Source organism: Streptomyces sp. MP131-18, from assembly GCF_001984575.1.
GTDB lineage: Bacteria > Actinomycetota > Actinomycetes > Streptomycetales > Streptomycetaceae > Streptomyces > Streptomyces johnsoniae.
Map to the genome: position 1 here is coordinate 4,134,915 of NZ_LZNS01000001.1, position 16,357 is coordinate 4,151,271.

Annotated in this window: 13 protein-coding genes, 1 tRNA gene, 1 other RNA gene and 3 pseudogenes; 13 read left to right on the forward strand and 5 right to left on the reverse strand. The window is 70.3% G+C overall.

Features of this window, described 5'->3' with window-relative positions:
• Positions 1–95 precede the first annotated feature (95 nt).
• Positions 96–1,021 (forward strand): annotated as a pseudogene (locus STBA_RS18565) (site-specific integrase); the annotation flags it as partial.
• A gap of 392 nt (positions 1,022–1,413) precedes the next feature.
• Here STBA_RS18565 and STBA_RS38860 read toward each other — a convergent pair.
• A complete protein-coding gene (locus STBA_RS38860; protein ID WP_253194818.1) occupies positions 1,414–1,563 on the reverse strand; it encodes a hypothetical protein in 150 nt (49 codons plus the stop codon).
• Positions 1,564–1,602: 39 nt separating this feature from the next.
• Positions 1,603–1,953: a hypothetical protein gene (locus tag STBA_RS38865; RefSeq protein WP_253194820.1), complete on the reverse strand. Its 351-nt coding sequence runs from the start codon at positions 1,951–1,953 to the stop codon at positions 1,603–1,605.
• A gap of 755 nt (positions 1,954–2,708) precedes the next feature.
• Here STBA_RS38865 and STBA_RS18575 point away from each other — a divergent pair.
• Positions 2,709–3,314 carry a lytic polysaccharide monooxygenase gene (locus STBA_RS18575; RefSeq protein WP_077060326.1) on the forward strand — a complete coding sequence of 202 codons (606 nt, stop codon included), beginning with the start codon at positions 2,709–2,711 and terminating at the stop codon, positions 3,312–3,314.
• Positions 3,315–3,515: 201 nt separating this feature from the next.
• Positions 3,516–3,689 (forward strand): annotated as a pseudogene (locus STBA_RS38870) (IS630 family transposase); the annotation flags it as partial.
• A 29-nt stretch (positions 3,690–3,718) separates the two neighbouring features.
• Here STBA_RS38870 and STBA_RS18585 read toward each other — a convergent pair.
• A pseudogene (locus tag STBA_RS18585) lies at positions 3,719–4,970 on the reverse strand (IS3 family transposase).
• Here STBA_RS18585 and STBA_RS18590 point away from each other — a divergent pair.
• Complete coding sequence (locus STBA_RS18590; protein ID WP_143659511.1) at positions 4,969–5,259, forward strand: hypothetical protein; 291 nt, start codon at positions 4,969–4,971, stop codon at positions 5,257–5,259. The pseudogene STBA_RS18585 and the gene STBA_RS18590 sit on opposite strands and share 2 nt — an antisense overlap.
• Positions 5,260–5,510: 251 nt before the next feature.
• Here STBA_RS18590 and STBA_RS18595 read toward each other — a convergent pair.
• Positions 5,511–5,595: transfer RNA gene (locus tag STBA_RS18595), tRNA-Ser, on the reverse strand.
• An 84-nt stretch (positions 5,596–5,679) separates the two neighbouring features.
• Here STBA_RS18595 and ffs point away from each other — a divergent pair.
• From ffs to STBA_RS18625, 6 genes are all read left to right on the forward strand, one after another.
• An RNA gene (ffs, locus tag STBA_RS18600) (signal recognition particle sRNA small type) lies at positions 5,680–5,776 on the forward strand.
• A gap of 30 nt (positions 5,777–5,806) precedes the next feature.
• Positions 5,807–7,828 (forward strand): DNA polymerase III subunit gamma and tau, encoded by a 2,022-nt coding sequence (locus tag STBA_RS18605; RefSeq protein WP_077063419.1) that lies wholly within the window; start codon positions 5,807–5,809, stop codon positions 7,826–7,828.
• Between the two features lie 68 nt (positions 7,829–7,896).
• Entirely contained in the window at positions 7,897–8,238 is a 342-nt protein-coding gene (locus tag STBA_RS18610; protein ID WP_077060328.1) for a YbaB/EbfC family nucleoid-associated protein, read from the forward strand.
• Complete coding sequence (gene recR, locus STBA_RS18615) at positions 8,238–8,837, forward strand: recombination mediator RecR (RefSeq protein ID WP_077060329.1); 600 nt, start codon at positions 8,238–8,240, stop codon at positions 8,835–8,837. Before STBA_RS18610 ends, recR begins: the two co-directional genes overlap by 1 nt.
• A 51-nt stretch (positions 8,838–8,888) precedes the next feature.
• Positions 8,889–9,590 carry a DUF5063 domain-containing protein gene (locus tag STBA_RS18620; protein ID WP_079252009.1) on the forward strand — a complete coding sequence of 234 codons (702 nt, stop codon included), beginning with the start codon at positions 8,889–8,891 and terminating at the stop codon, positions 9,588–9,590.
• Between the two features lie 167 nt (positions 9,591–9,757).
• Positions 9,758–10,021 carry a DUF4190 domain-containing protein gene (locus STBA_RS18625; RefSeq protein ID WP_077060330.1) on the forward strand — a complete coding sequence of 88 codons (264 nt, stop codon included), beginning with the start codon at positions 9,758–9,760 and terminating at the stop codon, positions 10,019–10,021.
• Between the two features lie 158 nt (positions 10,022–10,179).
• Here the strand turns inward: STBA_RS18625 and STBA_RS18630 are convergent, their stop codons facing one another.
• Positions 10,180–12,294, reverse strand: a complete 2,115-nt coding sequence (locus tag STBA_RS18630; protein ID WP_077060331.1) for a SpoIIE family protein phosphatase — start codon at positions 12,292–12,294, stop codon at positions 10,180–10,182.
• A gap of 276 nt (positions 12,295–12,570) precedes the next feature.
• On the opposite strand from STBA_RS18630, the gene STBA_RS18635 reads away from it, so the two are divergent.
• From STBA_RS18635 to STBA_RS18645, 3 genes are all read left to right on the forward strand, one after another.
• A complete protein-coding gene (locus tag STBA_RS18635) occupies positions 12,571–13,842 on the forward strand; it encodes an aspartate kinase (RefSeq protein WP_077060332.1) in 1,272 nt (423 codons plus the stop codon).
• Positions 13,843–14,236: 394 nt separating this feature from the next.
• Positions 14,237–14,839, forward strand: a complete 603-nt coding sequence (locus STBA_RS18640; RefSeq protein ID WP_077063421.1) for a SigE family RNA polymerase sigma factor — start codon at positions 14,237–14,239, stop codon at positions 14,837–14,839.
• Complete coding sequence (locus STBA_RS18645) at positions 14,836–16,317, forward strand: DUF4232 domain-containing protein (protein ID WP_077060333.1); 1,482 nt, start codon at positions 14,836–14,838, stop codon at positions 16,315–16,317. The genes STBA_RS18640 and STBA_RS18645 overlap by 4 nt, the downstream gene beginning before the upstream one ends.
• Positions 16,318–16,357 lie beyond the last annotated feature (40 nt).

A 16,357-nucleotide genomic window follows, 5' to 3' on the forward strand; every position in this document is an offset into this window, starting at 1 on the left:
TGAAGCGTGTTGTCCGATAGACGATCAGCCGAACGGAAAGTGCCTTCGACCAGCGAGAATGAGGAATGCCGAGGTCCTTGTTCCCGCTTCCGTCGGAGGCACTTTCCACCCTCATGTCCGTGTCCGAGGGAACGGCCGGGCGGCGGCTCCGCCGACGCGAGCATCGGCGGCAGGCCCTCGACGAGCGTGCGCAGCCTTCGGGGAAGCGGTACGGCGCGGCCACGCCGCGAAGAACGCCGCCGCGCTGGCCAAGCCGCCACGGGTGGAGGAGGACGAAGAGGAGATAGAGCCCTACTCGGTCGAAGAAGTGCAAAGCCTGCTGATCGAGGTGAACAAGCGCCGCAACAGCGCCCGGTGGATGCTGGCGTTGGCGCTCGGTCTGCGCCAGGGCGAGACGCTGGGACTGCGGTGGTCTGATGTCGATCTGGACCACGAGTACCTGAAGTTGCGCCGGAACCGGCTGCGCCCGAAGTACGAGCATGGGTGCAAGGCCGCCGATCCGTGCGGCCGGAAGCCGGCTACTGCCCCGAACGGAAGCAGGTGCGGCGCGAGACCAAGAACACCAAGTCCCGCGCGGGGCGCCGCGCGGTGCCCCTCCCGGGCCCCCTTGGTCCGGATGCTGCGTGCGCACAAGAAGACTCAGGCCCGGGAGCGCGAGGCCGCCGGGAACCTGTGGACCGCCTCGGAGTACGTGTTCACCAGGCCCCTCGGTGGTCCGCTCAGTCCGAACACGGACTATCACGACTGGAAGCGGCTGCTGCATGACGCGGGGGTGCGGGATGCGCGCCTTCACGACGCCCGGCACACCGCCGCCACCGTGCTCATGTTGCTCGGGGTCCCGGACCGCGTCATCGACCAGATCATGGGGTGGGAGCCGGGCACCACCTCCGCCCGGATGCGGGCGCGGTACCTGCATGTGCCCGACGCCATGCCGAAGGACGTGGCGCGGAAGCTGGCGGACGCCAGCTGGGGGCCGCAGGAAAACAGCGATGTGGACAAAGAACAGGACAACGGTGCCTGAACAAGACGCGGGCCCCGGCCGTGGATGGCGGCGGGGGCCCGCGTTCAGCCCGGTGAGAGCTGGCGGAGGATACGAGATTCGAACTCGTGAGGGTGTGAACCCAACACGCTTTCCAACTGTTCGTACGCGGGTTCGGGCGGGTTCGGCAGCGTTTTGACCTGCGGAGAAGTGTTCGTGGTGGTCCGGTCCGGACGTGCCCGGATGGGGGTGAACGAGACCAGAATTGAGACCAGTTGCCATCAGCTGGGCCGCTTTCTTGCCCCGCCAGCGGCGAGCCTGGTCAGCACAGCTGACCACGGACCATGACCAAGCTCTGAACCAGGGGATTGGCACTGAGGCGGTGATCGCACACTGATCCGACGCAACGGCGTGCTTGGCGGCACCGGGGCACGTCACCGCTTCACGCGGCTACGCACGGCGAGAACGGCAAGCCCGAGCAGGGCCGGCTCGACGAGGCGGGCAGTCATCTCGACGTACGTCCTGGTGGTGGTCAGGTCCTGTCCGGAGGCCCGGGAAATCACCGAGTTGACCACCGCTCTCACGGACTTCTCGAACCGCGCGGTCGACAGACGCCTTGTGTACTACGGCCCTTCCGGGTTGACGGGTGTCGGCTTCCTGGTCGTCAGGATTACTCGGTGGCCGTCGGTGGTCCCCGCACTGACCGGGTCCGGGTCGGCCTGCGGCAGCCCGCACAGCATCATCGCGAGCACGGTGGCCGTCATGGCCAGGACCAGCCAGGCCAGGGCACGCGAGGCGCGTAGACCGTATCCGGAGAGTGCCCAGTACAGCCGCAGCAGCGTCCGCTCGCCGCGGGACGCCTCGGCGTCATGGCGGCGCATCTCCATCTCGCCGTAGTAGAAGTCGGCCTTGCCCGGCTCGTTCCGGCTGTCCTCAAGCGCCTTGCGGAGCTGCCGATGGACCGGCGCGAGCACGGCGGGTTCATGCGTCTCGACGCCCGGTGGCGACGGGCGTCCAACGGCCGCCGTACCGGGGCGCCCGCCAGTGGTGTTCCTCGGCGAGGGTCCGGCGACGTATCCAGCGCAGACGGTCCACCGGCAAGTGTTCCGGCACCTGGTCCGCGAGCGTCTTGTGGCCGCAGCGGTGGCCCAGGTGAGTTGGAGCGCGCCGAGGCTGATCTGCGTTGCCGGCGGCTTCCCTCGCTTCGGCATCCATGCTCCAGTGCCGTCGGTTCAGATCCGAGGAGTACGCACGTTCCCGCTGCGTGCCATCGGCCGCGTTCCCCGCCCGAGGCGCCATACAGTCACAGCTCCTACCAGGCAACTTGGCCGACGAGGCCGACTCGGGTGTACGGAAGCGCACCAGCGGGACCTGGGATCTCGCGTGTTATGGAACTGGACAGCCCTCACGCCAGAACCAGGTCGCGTTGCCGTGCTGCGAACGCCCCTCCCTGGCATCGCCCCGCACGCCAGTCCAGGCCGCAGCCTCGCTTTCCGGTCCCGGGAACGGTTCTGACTCCCGGCTCACGGCAGATTCCCTGCTCGCCACCCACCCCTGTAATCAACTCTGTTTGTTTCATTGACCTTTCGCTCAAAAGACCTACTCTTGGGAGCTGGGAGCGCTCCATAGCAGCCTTGCGACTACAAGGAGTTCTCCCCACATGCGCAAACAGAGTCCGTTAACCGGGCGTTCGCGGTCGTCCCTCCGCCAGCCTCTCCAGGCGCTCGTCATGCTGTTCGCCTTGGTTGCCGGCGCACTGGCCTGGTCGACCCCCGCCCAGGCTCACGGCACCATCGTCAACCCCGCCTCCCGCGCGTACCAGTGCTGGAATACGTGGGGCAGCAACCACACGAACCCGGCCATGCAGACCCAAGACCCCATGTGTTGGCAGGCCTTCCAGGCCAACCCCGACACCATGTGGAACTGGATGAGCGCGCTCCGCGACGGCCTCGGTGGCCAGTTCCAGGCGAGGACCCCCGACGGGACGCTCTGCAGCAACAACCTCTCGAGGAACGCCAGCCTGAACAGGCCCGGGGCGTGGAAGACGACCAACATCAGCAACAACTTCACGGTCCAGCTGTACGACCAGGCATCCCACGGTGCCGACTACTTCAGGGTCTACGTGAGCAAGCAGGGCTTCAACCCCACGACCCAGACCCTGGGCTGGGGCAACCTCGATTTCATCACGCAGACCGGCCGCTTCGCCCCGGCGCAGAACATCTCGTTCCCCGTCCAGACCTCCGGCTACACCGGACACCACATCCTGTTCGTGATCTGGCAGGCCTCGCACCTCGACCAGGCCTACATGTGGTGCAGCGACGTGAACTTCGGCTGAGCCGGGGAGCACCGTACACGGCACAGGCCTCTGCCAGCCGGTAACCCGCCGCCCGGCCGACCGAGCTCCGTCGGGGCAGGGGACCCATTTGGTCACCCTGCCCCGACGGGGCTTCCTGCGCTCCCAGGTGCTGTGACCGGAAACTGTTGCCGGGCCGCTCGTTGTGCTGGATGTCAGGAAGGCGTGTGGCAGGGGGCGGGTATGGCATCACCGGTGAGGGTTCGCCCACTGACCGAGCAGGAGGGGCAGAAGCTGCAGCGGATCGTTCGGCGGGGAAGCACCAGTTCGGTGCGGTTCCGGCGGGCGATGATGCTCCTGGCCTCGTCGGGCGGCAGCCCGGTCCCGGCGATTGCACAACTGGTCCAGGCCGACGAAAGTGAACCGTTCCGGGTTCGGTAGAGACTTCAGATTGTGGTTTTGACCTGTGGTTTCATGGTCGTGAGGTAGTTGTTGGTCTCGTATTCGACGGGTGGGATGTGCTCTATTTCACCGTGCAGTCGGCGGTGGCAGTACCAGTCGATCCACTCGGCGGTGGCGAGTTCGACCTGGGAAAGGGTTTTCCAGGGCCGTCGGGGCTTGATCAGCTCGGTCTTGAACAGGCCGATAGTGGACTCCATGAGGGCGTTGTCGTAGGCGTCGCCGACGGAGCCGATCGAGGCCGCGATGCCGGCGGTGTCCAGGTGCTCGGCAAGCCGAAAACTCGTATATTGCGACCCGGCATCGGAATGATGTATCAACTCGCCTCGCTGATAAGGCTGTTCGTCGCGGTCGCATTGCCACAGGGCCATGTCCAGAGCGTCCAGGACGAGCCGTGTCTCTTTCGACAGGGCGGCGGATCAGCCGACGATGCGGCGGGGCAAGGTGTCGACGACGAAGGCGATGTAGACGACCCCCGACCAGGTGCTGACGTGGGTGAAGTCCGCGACCCAGCAGCGGTTCGGGGCTAACGCGACGAAGTCGCGGTCCAGCAGGTCCGGCGCCCGCTCCACAGAGCTGTCCGGGATCGCCGTAATAATCTTCTTCCCGCGGACGGCCCCGGTGACGCCGAGCTCGCGCATGAGGCGTTCGACGGTGCACCGGGCAACGATGTGGCCCTGTCGGTGCAGCTCCCGCCAGACCTTCCTGGCTCCGTGGACACGGTAGTTGGAGTCGAAGATCTGCCTGATGAGGGGCCTCAGCTCTGTGTCACGGACAGTGCGGGCGGACGGGGCCCGGAGACGTTTGCGGTGGGCGTAGTAGGTGGAGGGGGCGATCTTGCAGTCGTGCTCGGCGAGCACGCGGCAGATCGGCTCGACGCCGCCGAAGCGGGCCCGGTACTCGTCGATGAACGCTACGAGCGTGTGTGTGGCCGGTCGAGCTCGGCCGCGAAGAGAGACGCCGCGGCCTTCAGGATGTCGTTCGCCCGCTTCAGCTCGGCGTTCTCCTTCTTCAACGCCTTGAGCTGGGCGGACTCCTCGGTGGTCGTGCCCGCAGGCGACCGGAGTCGATCTCGTCCTGCTTCACCCGGTTCCGCAGCGTCTCGGCCGAACCGATGCCCAGCTTCTGCGCGACTGCCTTCAGCGCGGCCGATTGATTCGGGTAGTCACCGCGGACCTCGGCGACCATACGGAGCGCTCGTTTGCGCAGCTCAAGAGGATAGGAGGAAGGGCGTGCCATGACTCAATCCGTACATGGAATCGAGTCTCTACCGAACCCGGAACGGTTCAGCGGAAGCCGCGTCGAGGCGTTCTCGGGGATGGCCACGGAACTGTACGAGCTGCTGGCGGCAGGCCGGGTCGAGGAGTACCGGCACCGGGCGTACGAGCGGCGCGGAACCTGGCCGACCGAGGTGACAGTCCCGGAGTGGGGTCCCGTCTCGTTCGGCGACGACGGCACCGTGATGGCCCTGCGCATGCTGCCGCCCCGCGCGAACACCTCCCCAGCACCTCACCAACAGACCGACTGACGCCGGACGCATACCGCACAAGGCGGCGGGCGTACACGAGGGCCGCCTGCACGAAGCCCGCCACACCGCCGGTACCGTCCTGCTCAGCCTCGGTGTCCCGGACGCGATCACGGGCTGGGGCGGACAACCTCCGGGAAACCCCGGCCGCACCCACTGCGGACAAAAACCAGGACAACGGTGGCTGAGACAAGACGAAGGCCCCCGGCCGTGGATGGCGGCGGGGGCCTTCGTTCAGCCCGGTGAGAGCTGGGCGGAGGATACGAGATTCGAACTCGTGAGGGTGTGAACCCAACACGCTTTCCAAGCGTGCGCCCTAGGCCTCTAGGCGAATCCTCCGCCGGACACGATACAAGACATCCTCGGATGGTCGCGAACCGTTGGGTGGGGGCGGGGGGAGGGGCGGAGATCCGGTAGGGTGGCGGCAGCCCCTCACGCGGCGCTATCTCGTTGAACTCCCCCAGGGCCGGAAGGCAGCAAGGGTAGGCGAGCTCTGGTGGGTGCGTGAGGGGCCCTTCGTCTGTCAGTGGTGGCCGATATCGTCGGAGTCGTGTCCTCCCTCGCGCTGTACCGCCGCTACCGACCCGAGACCTTCGCCGAGGTCATCGGGCAGGAGCATGTCACCGATCCCCTCCAGCAGGCCCTGCGGAACAACCGGGTCAACCACGCGTATCTGTTCAGCGGGCCGCGGGGTTGTGGCAAGACGACCAGTGCGCGCATCCTCGCCCGCTGTCTCAACTGTGAGCAGGGGCCCACGCCCACGCCGTGCGGGGAGTGCCGCTCGTGTCTCGATCTCGCGCGGAACGGGCCGGGATCGATCGACGTCATCGAGATCGACGCGGCTTCGCACGGTGGTGTCGACGACGCCAGGGAGCTGCGGGAGAAGGCGTTCTTCGGCCCGGCGGCCAGCCGGTACAAGATCTACATCATCGACGAGGCGCACATGGTCACCCCGGCGGGGTTCAACGCCCTGCTGAAGGTGGTGGAGGAGCCGCCGGAGCACCTGAAGTTCATCTTCGCGACCACCGAGCCGGAGAAGGTCATCGGCACCATCCGGTCGCGGACCCATCACTATCCGTTCCGGCTGGTGCCGCCCGGCACGTTGCGCGACTACCTGGGGGAGGTGTGCGCCCGCGAGGCGATTCCGGTGGACGGGGCCGTGCTGCCGCTCGTCGTGCGGTCAGGGGCCGGGTCGGTGCGGGATTCGATGTCCGTCATGGACCAGTTGCTCGCCGGGGCCGGCGAGGACGGTGTCACCTACGAGATGGCCACGGCGCTGCTGGGCTACACGGACGGCGCGCTGCTCGACGCGGTGGTCGACGCCTTCTCGGCGGGGGATGGCGCGGCGGCGTTCGAGGTCGTGGACCGGGTGATCGAGGGCGGACACGATCCGCGGCGGTTCGTGACGGACCTGCTGGAACGGCTGCGCGACCTGCTGATTCTCGCGGCCGTGCCCGATGCCGCGGACAAGGGCCTGATCGACGTGCCCGTGGACGTGCTGGAGCGGATGAGTGCCCAGGCCGCTGCCCTGGGCCCGGCAGAGCTGAGCAGGGCGGCCGACCTGGTCAACACCGGGTTGACCGAGATGCGGGGCGCCACCTCGCCGCGGCTCCAGCTGGAGCTGATCTGCGCCCGCGTGCTGCTGCCCGCGGCCTACGGTGACGAGCAGGCGCTGCTGAGCCGTCTGGACCGGCTGGAGCGGGGTGCGGCACTGGCCCCGCCGTCGCCGACGCCGCCGATGGCCGCCGCTCCCGCACCGCCGCAGGCAGCCGCCCCGCCCCCGCCGCAGGCGGTCACGCCTGCGGCGCCGCCTGCGCCTCCGCCCCCGCCGCCCGCCGCGGAGGAGCCGCAGCCGCAGGCGGCGGCCGGTTCCGGGCCGCGGCCCGGGGCCTGGCCCAGCGCCTCCAGGCCGCCGGCGCAGGCGCCGGAGCCGGCGCGGCCGGAGCGCTCCGCGCCGGCGGCCCCGGCCGCCCCGGTTGCCGCGTCGGCCGCCGCATCGGCCGGCGATCAGGAGCGGGTGCGGCAGGTCTGGCCGAGCGTGCTGGACGCGGTCAAGGGCAAGCGCCGCTACACCTGGATTCTCCTCAGCCAGAACGCCCAGGTGCTGAGCGTCGAGGGCGGCGTGCTGCGCCTCGGCTTCGCGACGCCGGGGGCGCGGGACAGTTTCGTCAACGGCGGCAGCGAGGACGTGTTGCGCCAGGCGCTGGGCGAGTCGCTGGGCGGGCAGTGGCGGGTCGAGGCCGTCGTCGACCCGGGCGGCGGCGCTGGGGGCCCGGGCGGGGCCGGCGGCGGGCGGCCCGTTCCGCCCGCCCCGCGGCCCACGGCTCCGGCGGCCGCGCCGCCGGCCCCGCGCCCCGCCGCCCCGCCGCCCGCCGCGGGCGGCGGCGCGGCGGGCGTTCCGGCGGCCGCGCCACCACCGCAGCCGCAGCCGTCGGGGCCGCCGTCGGTCGCGGCCGAGGACGACGTCCCCGCCGAGGACGATGCGGATCTCGACGATACGGCGCTCAGCGGATACGACCTGATCGTGAAAGAGCTGGGAGCGACAGTTATTGAGGAGTTTCATCACGAGTGAGACCGCAGCGGCCCGAGCCCGTAGGCTCAAGGGGTACGCACACGTCGTCGACGAGCCAGGAGTGAGCCGTGTTTCCCGGTGGTGGGGTCGATATGCAGCAGTTGTTGCAGCAGGCCCAGAAAATGCAGCAGGACCTTGCCGCGGCGCAGCAGGAGCTGGCCGAGACGCCCGTGGAGGGTTCCGCGGGCGGCGGGCTGGTCAAGGCGACGGTCACCGGCTCCGGTGAGCTGACGGCCCTGGTGATCGACCCCCGGGCGGTGGACCCGGACGACACCGAGACCCTTGCGGACCTGGTGATCGCCGCGGTCCGCGACGCGAACAACGCGGCGCAGGAGCTGGCCAAGACCAAGCTCGGCCCTCTCGCACAGGGGCTGGGCGGGGGCGGCGGCCTCCCCGGACTGCCGTTCTGATGTACGAGGGCGTCGTCCAGGACCTCATCGACGAGCTGGGGAGACTCCCGGGCGTCGGCCCCAAGAGCGCTCAGCGGATTGCTTTCCACATCCTCCAGGCCGAGACGACCGACGTCCGCCGTCTCGCGCACGCGCTGACCGAGGTCAAGGAGAAGGTCCGGTTCTGCGCCGAGTGCGGCAATGTCGCCCAGGAGGAGCGCTGCCGGGTCTGCCTCGACCCGCGCCGCGACCCCGCGGTGATCTGCGTGGTCGAGGAGCCCAAGGACGTGGTGGCGATCGAGCGTACCCGCGAGTTCCGCGGCAGGTACCACGTGCTGGGCGGGGCCATCAGTCCGATCGACGGCGTCGGCCCCGGCGATCTGCGGATTCGGGAGCTGCTCGCGCGCCTCGCCGACGGCGCCGTCACGGAGCTGATCCTCGCCACGGACCCCAATCTGGAGGGCGAGGCGACCGCCACCTACCTGGCCCGGATGGTCAGCTCGCTGGGTCTGCGGGTCACTCGGCTGGCCAGCGGGCTGCCGGTGGGGGGAGACTTGGAGTATGCCGACGAGGTCACCTTGGGACGTGCTTTCGAGGGTAGGCGGCTGCTTGATGTGTAATGCAGGCATTGCAGGCGCAGACGTAGCGACCGTTGGGGAGGCGACCAGGTGATGACCGAAGCGACGCCGATACCGCAGACGCCGGTGGAGGGCACCACCACCGGTCCGGCCGGGGGCCAGGCCGGCCCGGACGACTTCGCCGTTCAGATCGCCGACCAGGTGGAGAGTTTCATCGTGGCGGTCACGGAGGTGGCCAAGGGGGACGATCCGGACAGCGCCGTGCCCTACCTGCTGCTCCAGGTCTCGCAGGTCCTGCTGGCAGGCGGCAGGCTCGGCGCGTACGAGGACATCGTTCCCGAGGAGCGCTACGAGCCGGACACCGGTCCTGAGCCGGACATGGACGAGTTGCGCGAGCGGCTGGCCGCGCTGCTCGCGCCGGTCGATGTCTACTCGGAGGTGTTCGACCCCTACGTGCCGCGCAGCACCCCGGTGGCGGCCCGGATCTCCGATGATCTGGCGGACATCATCTCCGACCTGCGGCACGGCATGGCGCACTACCGCAGGGGCCGGGTGAGCGAGGCGCTGTGGTGGTGGCAGTTCTCCTACCTGTCGAACTGGGGGCCCACGGCGAGCGCCGCGCTCCGCGCGTTGCAGTCGCTGGTGGCGCACGTCCGGCTGGACACGCCGCTGGCCGAGCTGGACGGTCTGGACACGGACAGCGATGCCGAGGACGGCGACCTGGAACGTCAGGCCGGCCGCGTCATGGAGGCCGAGATCGCGGCCCCGCTCGGTCTGCGTTCCGGCCCTTCCTGATCGTTTGCGTCGGCGGCTGACCATTCGTATCGGCGGCCGGCGCACCATGGCTTGGTGCGGTCCTTCCCTGCCCCGGGACACTCGCGGGGATGCTCGCGCCAGGAATAGCCCCGCGCCCCCGGGGCACTCGGTGGCCATGTCAACTCCTCGACCTGAAGGAGGATCACATGGCAGGCCACAGCACGGGGCTGTCGAGACGCGAGAGCAGCGGGCTGTCAACGGCGAGTCTGGTATGCGGAATTGTCGGTCTCTTCTTCGCCGGAATCATTCTCGGAACGCTCGCGTTGGTGCTCGGCGCGGTCGCATACCGCAGTACGCCGAACGGCATGGCGAAGGCGGGCATGGTGCTCGGCGCGGTGGACATCGTGCTGGCGATCGTGGTGATGGCAACGCTCAGCTCCGACGGCGGCGGCTGGGTCATCGGCGGCTGAGGCGGCGGAACGCGACGCGCACAACCGGGGCCACCGGCGGCGGCACCGCGCCGTACCGGCCGCGCCGCGCCCGCCCCGTTCCCGTACCGCTCCAGCTCCAGCTCCAGCTCCCGCCCAGTGTGCTCGCGTGCTCGCGTGCTCCCTATCCGTGCTGCTGCTCAGCTCACCGGGCTGAGCAGCAGCAGAGCGATGTCGTCGCTGCGCGACTCCGTCTGTCGGGCGTGCCGCAGCAAGCCATCGGCGAGTTCGTCCATCGGACGGCCCGACGGCGCCCCGCCGAGCTGCGCCGCGAGCTCGGCGATCGCGTCGCCTATGTCGATGCCGGGCCGCTCGATCAGCCCGTCCGTGTAGAGGAGCAGCACCGCGCCTTCCGGCAGCCCGGTCTCCGTGGCCGGGTAGGCGGCGTCCGGCTCGATGCCGAGCAGCGGGCCGGGCGGGACCTCCAGCGCCACCACCCGCCCGTCCGGGTACCGCACGAGCGGCGGCGGGTGCCCGGCCGTCGAGAGGCTCAGCCGCCGCGCGGACAGATCGAGTTGGACGTACAGGCAGCTGGTGAACAGGCCCGGGTCGAGGTCAGTCAGCAGCCGGTTGGCACGCGCGAGCACTTCGCCCGGCGGTTCGCCGGCGGTGGCGTGCACGGCGGTGCGCACCTGGCCCATCAACGCCGCCGCTGTCACGTTGTGGCCCTGGACGTCGCCGATCGCCGCCGCGACCGAGACCGTTCCGGAGCCGTCCTCGTCGAGCCGGATCAGGTCGTAGAAGTCGCCGCCGATCTCCATGCCGTGCGAGGCGGGCAGGTAGCGCGCGGCAACGTCGAGCCCCGGCACGCGCGGGAGCACGCGCGGCAGCAGACCGGCTTGCAGACGGCGCGCGAGGTGGTGACGCGTGTCGTGCAGGCGGGCGCGTTCCAGGGCCTGCGCGATCAGTCCGGCGAGCGAGGACATGATCCCGCGCTCCTCGGGCGAGAATTCGCGCGGGCGTTCGTACGAGATGACGCAGCAGCCGACGGTCCGTCCCGTCGCGATCAGCGGCAGCATGGCCCAGGCCGACTTCCCTGACAGCTCGGGCAGCCCAGGGAAGTGCGCCGCCAGCGCTTCCGGCGAGGGGTAGAACGCGGGTGCGCCGTCCGCGAGGACACGGGCCGCGGGGGTGGTGGCCGGGGTCAGGGAGGCGCCGTCGAAGTGGGCGACGGCCTCGGCGCGGTAGCCTCGGTGGCCGAGGGCCCGCAGCCGGCCGCCCTCGGCGACGAACATCAGCAGCCCCTGGGCGTCCAGCGCGGGCATGATCTGGCTGGCGACGAGGTCCACGACGTCCCGCACGCTGACCGCCTCGGTCAGCACCGTGGCCAGCTGCATCATGTGGTACAGCGCCCCGGCCCGCGTGGGCGCCGCGCGCGCCTCCGAGACGGCGCGCGCCCCCGGCGCGGCCGACGCCGGGGTGATGCGCACGCTGATGCCGAAGGCGTCGGGGTAGAGCTGGAAGCGCAGCCACCGTTCCGGCGGCTTGAGCGCGGTGAACGATCCGGGCTGGCGGCTGAACAGCGCCGCCCGGTACCTGTCCTCGAACACCGGGTCGGACAGCCACGGCAGTGCGTCCCACGGCCGCGCGCCGAGCAGCTCGGTCACGTCGGCGCCGACGAGTTTGGCCGCGCTGCCGCTGACGTACGTCAGCCGCCCGTCCAGGTCGAGCGCCCAGCAGCCTTCCGGGAGCCGTTCCGCGAACCCGGCCGCCGCCTGCGCCTCCTCGTGCCCCGGCGTGCGCGCCCGCGGGCGCACCAGTACATGCGGCTCTTCACTTGCGCGAACGGGTCGCCCTTCGCGTTCGGCCCCGGCCAGCAGGTCGGCCAGGCGCGTGGTGGTGTCGTCGATGATGTCGCGCTCGTCCCGCGCCAGCTCGTCCGGGTGGTTCCCCGGCCAGATCAGCGCTATCGCGCCCCAGCAGGTGTCCCCGCGCAGGATCGGCACGAACGCGGCGGCGAGCGGATAGGGCGTGACGTCGTCCGGCCTGGCGTAGCGGCGCTCCATCTCGCGGACGCCGAGCCACACCAGCCGCCGGTTCTCCACGGCGTCGCCGAGCGGCTCCCCGGCGTCGACCGGCACGCGCAGCCAGTCGCCGATGAACCTCCGCGGCAGCCCGGACGTCACGGCGAGCCGCAGCACCCGCTCGCCGGGCGCCAGCAGGTAGATCCCGGCTCCGTAGGCGCCGGTCTTCCGCAGGGCCCGGACCAGCGGCGGGTCGAGAAGATCCGCGCGCGAAGGTGACAAACCGGCCATAAGGGAACGTTAAGCCGGGTCGGCCACGCGGGCACTTCCACCTGCTCCGACCGACGGCCGTCCGGCCCGTCCGGACCGTCCGGACCGTTCATTCGCGAGATCACACGCGTTGCCGTGTGACATCTCTTACGTTTCGGGCACATTTCCGTGTGCCCCGGCCTCCTCGGGGCAGGGAAGCTCGCTGAGCGGGCGGGTCGACGGGGCCGCTCGGTAGAATTTATCCGGCTGTGGTCGATTTTCGGCCATGGAAAGCAAGAGAACGAGGAGCGAGCACACGTGGGCCTTGTCGTGCAGAAGTACGGCGGCTCCTCCGTTGCCGATGCCGAAGGCATCAAGCGCGTCGCCAAGCGGGTCGTCGAGGCCAAGAAGAACGGCCACCAGGTGGTCGTCGTGGTTTCGGCAATGGGCGATTCGACGGACGAGCTGATCGATCTCGCTGGCCAGGTGTCCCCGGTCGCGCAGGGGCGCGAGCTGGACATGCTGCTGACGTCGGGAGAGCGGATCTCCATGGCGCTGCTGGCAATGGCGATCAAAGCGCTCGGGCATGAGGCACAGTCGTTCACCGGCAGTCAGGCCGGTGTCATCACCGACTCCGTTCACAACAAGGCCCGCATCATCGATGTGACCCCGGGGCGCATCCAGAGCTCCGTCGACGCGGGCAACATCGCAATCGTCGCCGGCTTCCAGGGGGTGTCCCAGAGCAGCAAGGACATCACCACCCTCGGCCGCGGTGGCTCCGACACCACTGCCGTCGCCCTCGCCGCCGCGCTCAACGCCGAGGTGTGCGAGATCTACACCGACGTCGACGGCGTTTTCACCGCCGACCCGCGCGTCGTCAAGAAGGCCCGTAAGATCGACTGGATCTCGTTCGAGGACATGCTGGAGCTGGCCAGTTCGGGTTCCAAGGTGCTGCTGCACCGCTGCGTGGAATACGCACGGCGCTACAACATCCCGATCCACGTCCGCTCGTCGTTCTCAGGGCTGAAGGGCACCTGGGTCAGCAATCAGCCGCTAGGAGGGCAGCCCATGGAGCAGGCAATCATCTCGGGTGTCGCCCACGACACCTCCGAGGCGAAGATCACCGTCGTCGGAGTCCCGGACAAGCCCGGCGAGGCCGCGAAGATTTTCCGGACCATCGCCGACTCCGAGGTCAACATCGACATGGTGGTGCAGAACGTCTCCGCCGCGTCCACCGGCCTGACGGACATTTCGTTCACCCTCCCCAAGTCCGAGGGACACAAGGCGATCGAGGCGCTGGAGAAGCGGCGCTCGCTCATCGGCTTCGACGCGCTGCGCTACGACGACCAGATCGCCAAGATTTCCCTGGTCGGCGCGGGGATGAAGACCAACCCCGGCGTGACGGCGACCTTCTTCGAGGCGCTGTCGAACGCGGGGGTCAACATCGAGCTGATCTCCACCTCGGAAATCCGGATCTCCGTCGTGACCCGCGAGGACGATGTGAATCAGGCGGTGCGCGCCGTCCACTCCGCGTTCGGTCTTGACAGTGAGTCCGAGGAAGCGGTCGTGTATGGAGGGACCGGGCGCTGATTCGCCAACGGGTCGCTCGTCGAGGCGTGCGTCGGATCGCCAACGGGGCGTGCGTCGGATCGCTCGTCGTTTGGCCGATGTTGGCCAGATGTGAAGCTCTCGTGACCAAGTCGTAGGCCCGCATGGCTTGCTCCGGACCAATCCGCCGAGAGACGATTTCTACTCCCCGCACCGCTGGAAACCAACTGCGGTGCGGGGAGTGTCTTTGGTGCCCCTACCGGGGCCGGGACGCGGACCAGTTGGGATCTTCACGGCGGGCGGTGGGTGTGACACGAAGTGAGGCAAAAGCCGGCAGCCTGCCCGCGCCGTACAACCTTTGCGGGGGAGAGCGTGTCCAACAGACGTGGCAGAGGTTGCAGAGGCTCTCGGTTTCCCGTCGGTACCGCCGCGCCGCCTGCCCGCCCTCGGGGGCGGACCGGTGACCGCTCCCCTCCCGGCCTCGCGGCCGGCACGTGTCCACGCCTCCGGCGAGGACGCGGACGAAGCCATGGCTGAGAGCACGGCCGGCACCACGATCGACTTCCTGACGGAGACCTACCGCGCCCACTACCGTTCCCTGCTCGGCCTCGCCGCCCTGCTGCTCGACGACACGGCCTCCTGCGAGGACGTGGTCCAGGAGGCGTTCATCCGCGTGCACTCCGCGCGCGGGCGCGTCCGCGACCCCGAGAAGACCCTCGCCTACCTGCGCCAGACCGTCGTCAACCTGTCCCGGTCCACGCTCCGGCGCCGCATACTGGGCCTCAAGCTGCTCGCCAAGCCCCTGCCCGACGTGGCCAGCGCCGAGGAAGGCGCCTACGAACAGCTGGAGCGCGCCGACCTGATCAAGGCGATGCGCGGCCTTCAGCGCCGCCAGCGTGAAGTGCTGGTGCTGCGCTACTTCGCCGACATGTCCGAGGCCGAGGTCGCCAAGACGCTCGGCATCTCCGCCGGTTCGGTCAAGGCATACGGCTCGCGCGGCATCGCCGCGCTGCGTGTGGCCATGGAGGCCGTCCGATGAGTGACCGCGACCCCGGCCGCCGCCTCCCCGAAGACCCGGCGGACCGGCCGGACGCCGAGGCCGCACGCGCCGACACGCCCCCGCACTCCGGCGCACGCCCCAGCGGGCCGCCGGCGGACGGCGAAGGCCCGCAGGCGGACGGCGAAGGCCCGCAGGCCGGCGGCGCCGGCGGTGGCCCGTTGAACGACGAGGACCGGCTGCGGGAGCTGCTGCGGGACGTCGTGGACGGCATCAAGCCCTCGACCGACTCCCTCGACCAGCTGCGGCAGGCCGTTCCCGCCCGGCGCCGCAGGAAGCGGCAGCTGCTGCTCGGCACCGCAGCCTCCGTCGCCCTGCTCGGCCTCGGCGCGCCCATCGTCGTCACCGCGGCGGCCGGATCCGGCGGCGGCAGCGACCAAGCGCGCGACATCCGCGGCGGCACCCCGCTGGACGGCGAGGACCGCGCCGGCGGCAGCTCGGACGAGTCGCTCGGGCGTTACGCGCCGGGTTCCGAGGCGCCGCTGCCCGGAGAGCACGCCGAGGGCGGCATCGACCCGTCTCTGCCGGGCGGCGCCGGCGGTGAGGGGCAGTCGGACGGCGCCTCGCCCGACCCCGAGGTGACCATGGGCGTCACCTCCCCGACGTGCGACCGCAGCCAGCTCGGCGAGGTCGAGACCGTCCTCGAACCGCCGGACGGGCAGGGCCGCATCTACGGCCTCATCCGCCTCGCCAACGTCTCCGACCAGCCCTGCCGCGTTCGCGGCAACGGCGAGCTGGCCGCGCTGCCCCTCGCCCAGGGCGGCTCCGCCGACGTGCAGATCGTCGACCGCACCGAGGGCGACCGCGCCACCGAACTGCCCGCGCCCGACGAGTCCTTCGAGGAGCTGGTGCTGCCGCCGGGCGAGGCGTATCAGGTGCAGTTCGCCTGGGTGCCCGCGGAGACCTCCATCGGCAGCTGCGAGGTCGACGACGGCGGCGACCGCAGCGCCCCGCCGAGTACCGGCCCGTCGCCCAGCACGTCCCCCGCCCCGATGAGCACCGACGACGCGGGAGGCGGAACGCGTCCCCGGACCACCGGCAGCAGCGGTGAGGCCGGCGGTACGGGAGGCACGGGCGGCACTGCGGACGGCGGCGGCCAGGAAGGTACGGGCGGCACGACGGGCGCGGAGCAGGGCGGGACGAGCAGCGGCAGCCAGAACGGCGGCAGCCAGAACGGCGGCACCGGCGGGCCGAAGCCCTCGGAACCGGGCACCGACGGCCCGAGCACCAGCCCGGGCAGCGACTCCGGCGGCTCAGGTGGCTCCGGCGATCCCAGCGGGGAGCCCACCGACGGCGAGAACCCGGCCGAGGAACCCACGGGGAACCAGGGCGCCGACGCCGGTGTGCTGCTGCGCTACACCCCGGACGCCGGGGAGCCCGCCGCCGCACAGATCCGGATGGAGGGCACGTGTGCGGGAACGATCTACCGGACGGGTGTGCTCCAGGCCCCGACGGCATAGGCCCCGACGGCATAGGCCCGGCCCGGCGGAAGTACCGTTG

What these genes read in the sequence shown, in the direction of transcription:
- STBA_RS18575 (WP_077060326.1), top strand. Translation starts at nt 2,709, where the DNA reads ATGCTGTTCGCCTTGGTTGCCGGCGCACTGGCCTGGTCGACCCCCGCC.
- STBA_RS18590 (WP_143659511.1), top strand. Translation starts at nt 4,969, where the DNA reads ATGACTCAATCCGTACATGGAATCGAGTCTCTACCGAACCCGGAACGG.
- recR (WP_077060329.1), top strand. Translation starts at nt 8,238, where the DNA reads ATGTACGAGGGCGTCGTCCAGGACCTCATCGACGAGCTGGGGAGACTC.
- STBA_RS18620 (WP_079252009.1), top strand. Translation starts at nt 8,889, where the DNA reads ATGACCGAAGCGACGCCGATACCGCAGACGCCGGTGGAGGGCACCACC.
- STBA_RS18625 (WP_077060330.1), top strand. Translation starts at nt 9,758, where the DNA reads ATGGCAGGCCACAGCACGGGGCTGTCGAGACGCGAGAGCAGCGGGCTG.
- STBA_RS18630 (WP_077060331.1), bottom strand. Translation starts at nt 12,294, where the DNA reads ATGGCCGGTTTGTCACCTTCGCGCGCGGATCTTCTCGACCCGCCGCTG.
- STBA_RS18645 (WP_077060333.1), top strand. Translation starts at nt 14,836, where the DNA reads ATGAGTGACCGCGACCCCGGCCGCCGCCTCCCCGAAGACCCGGCGGAC.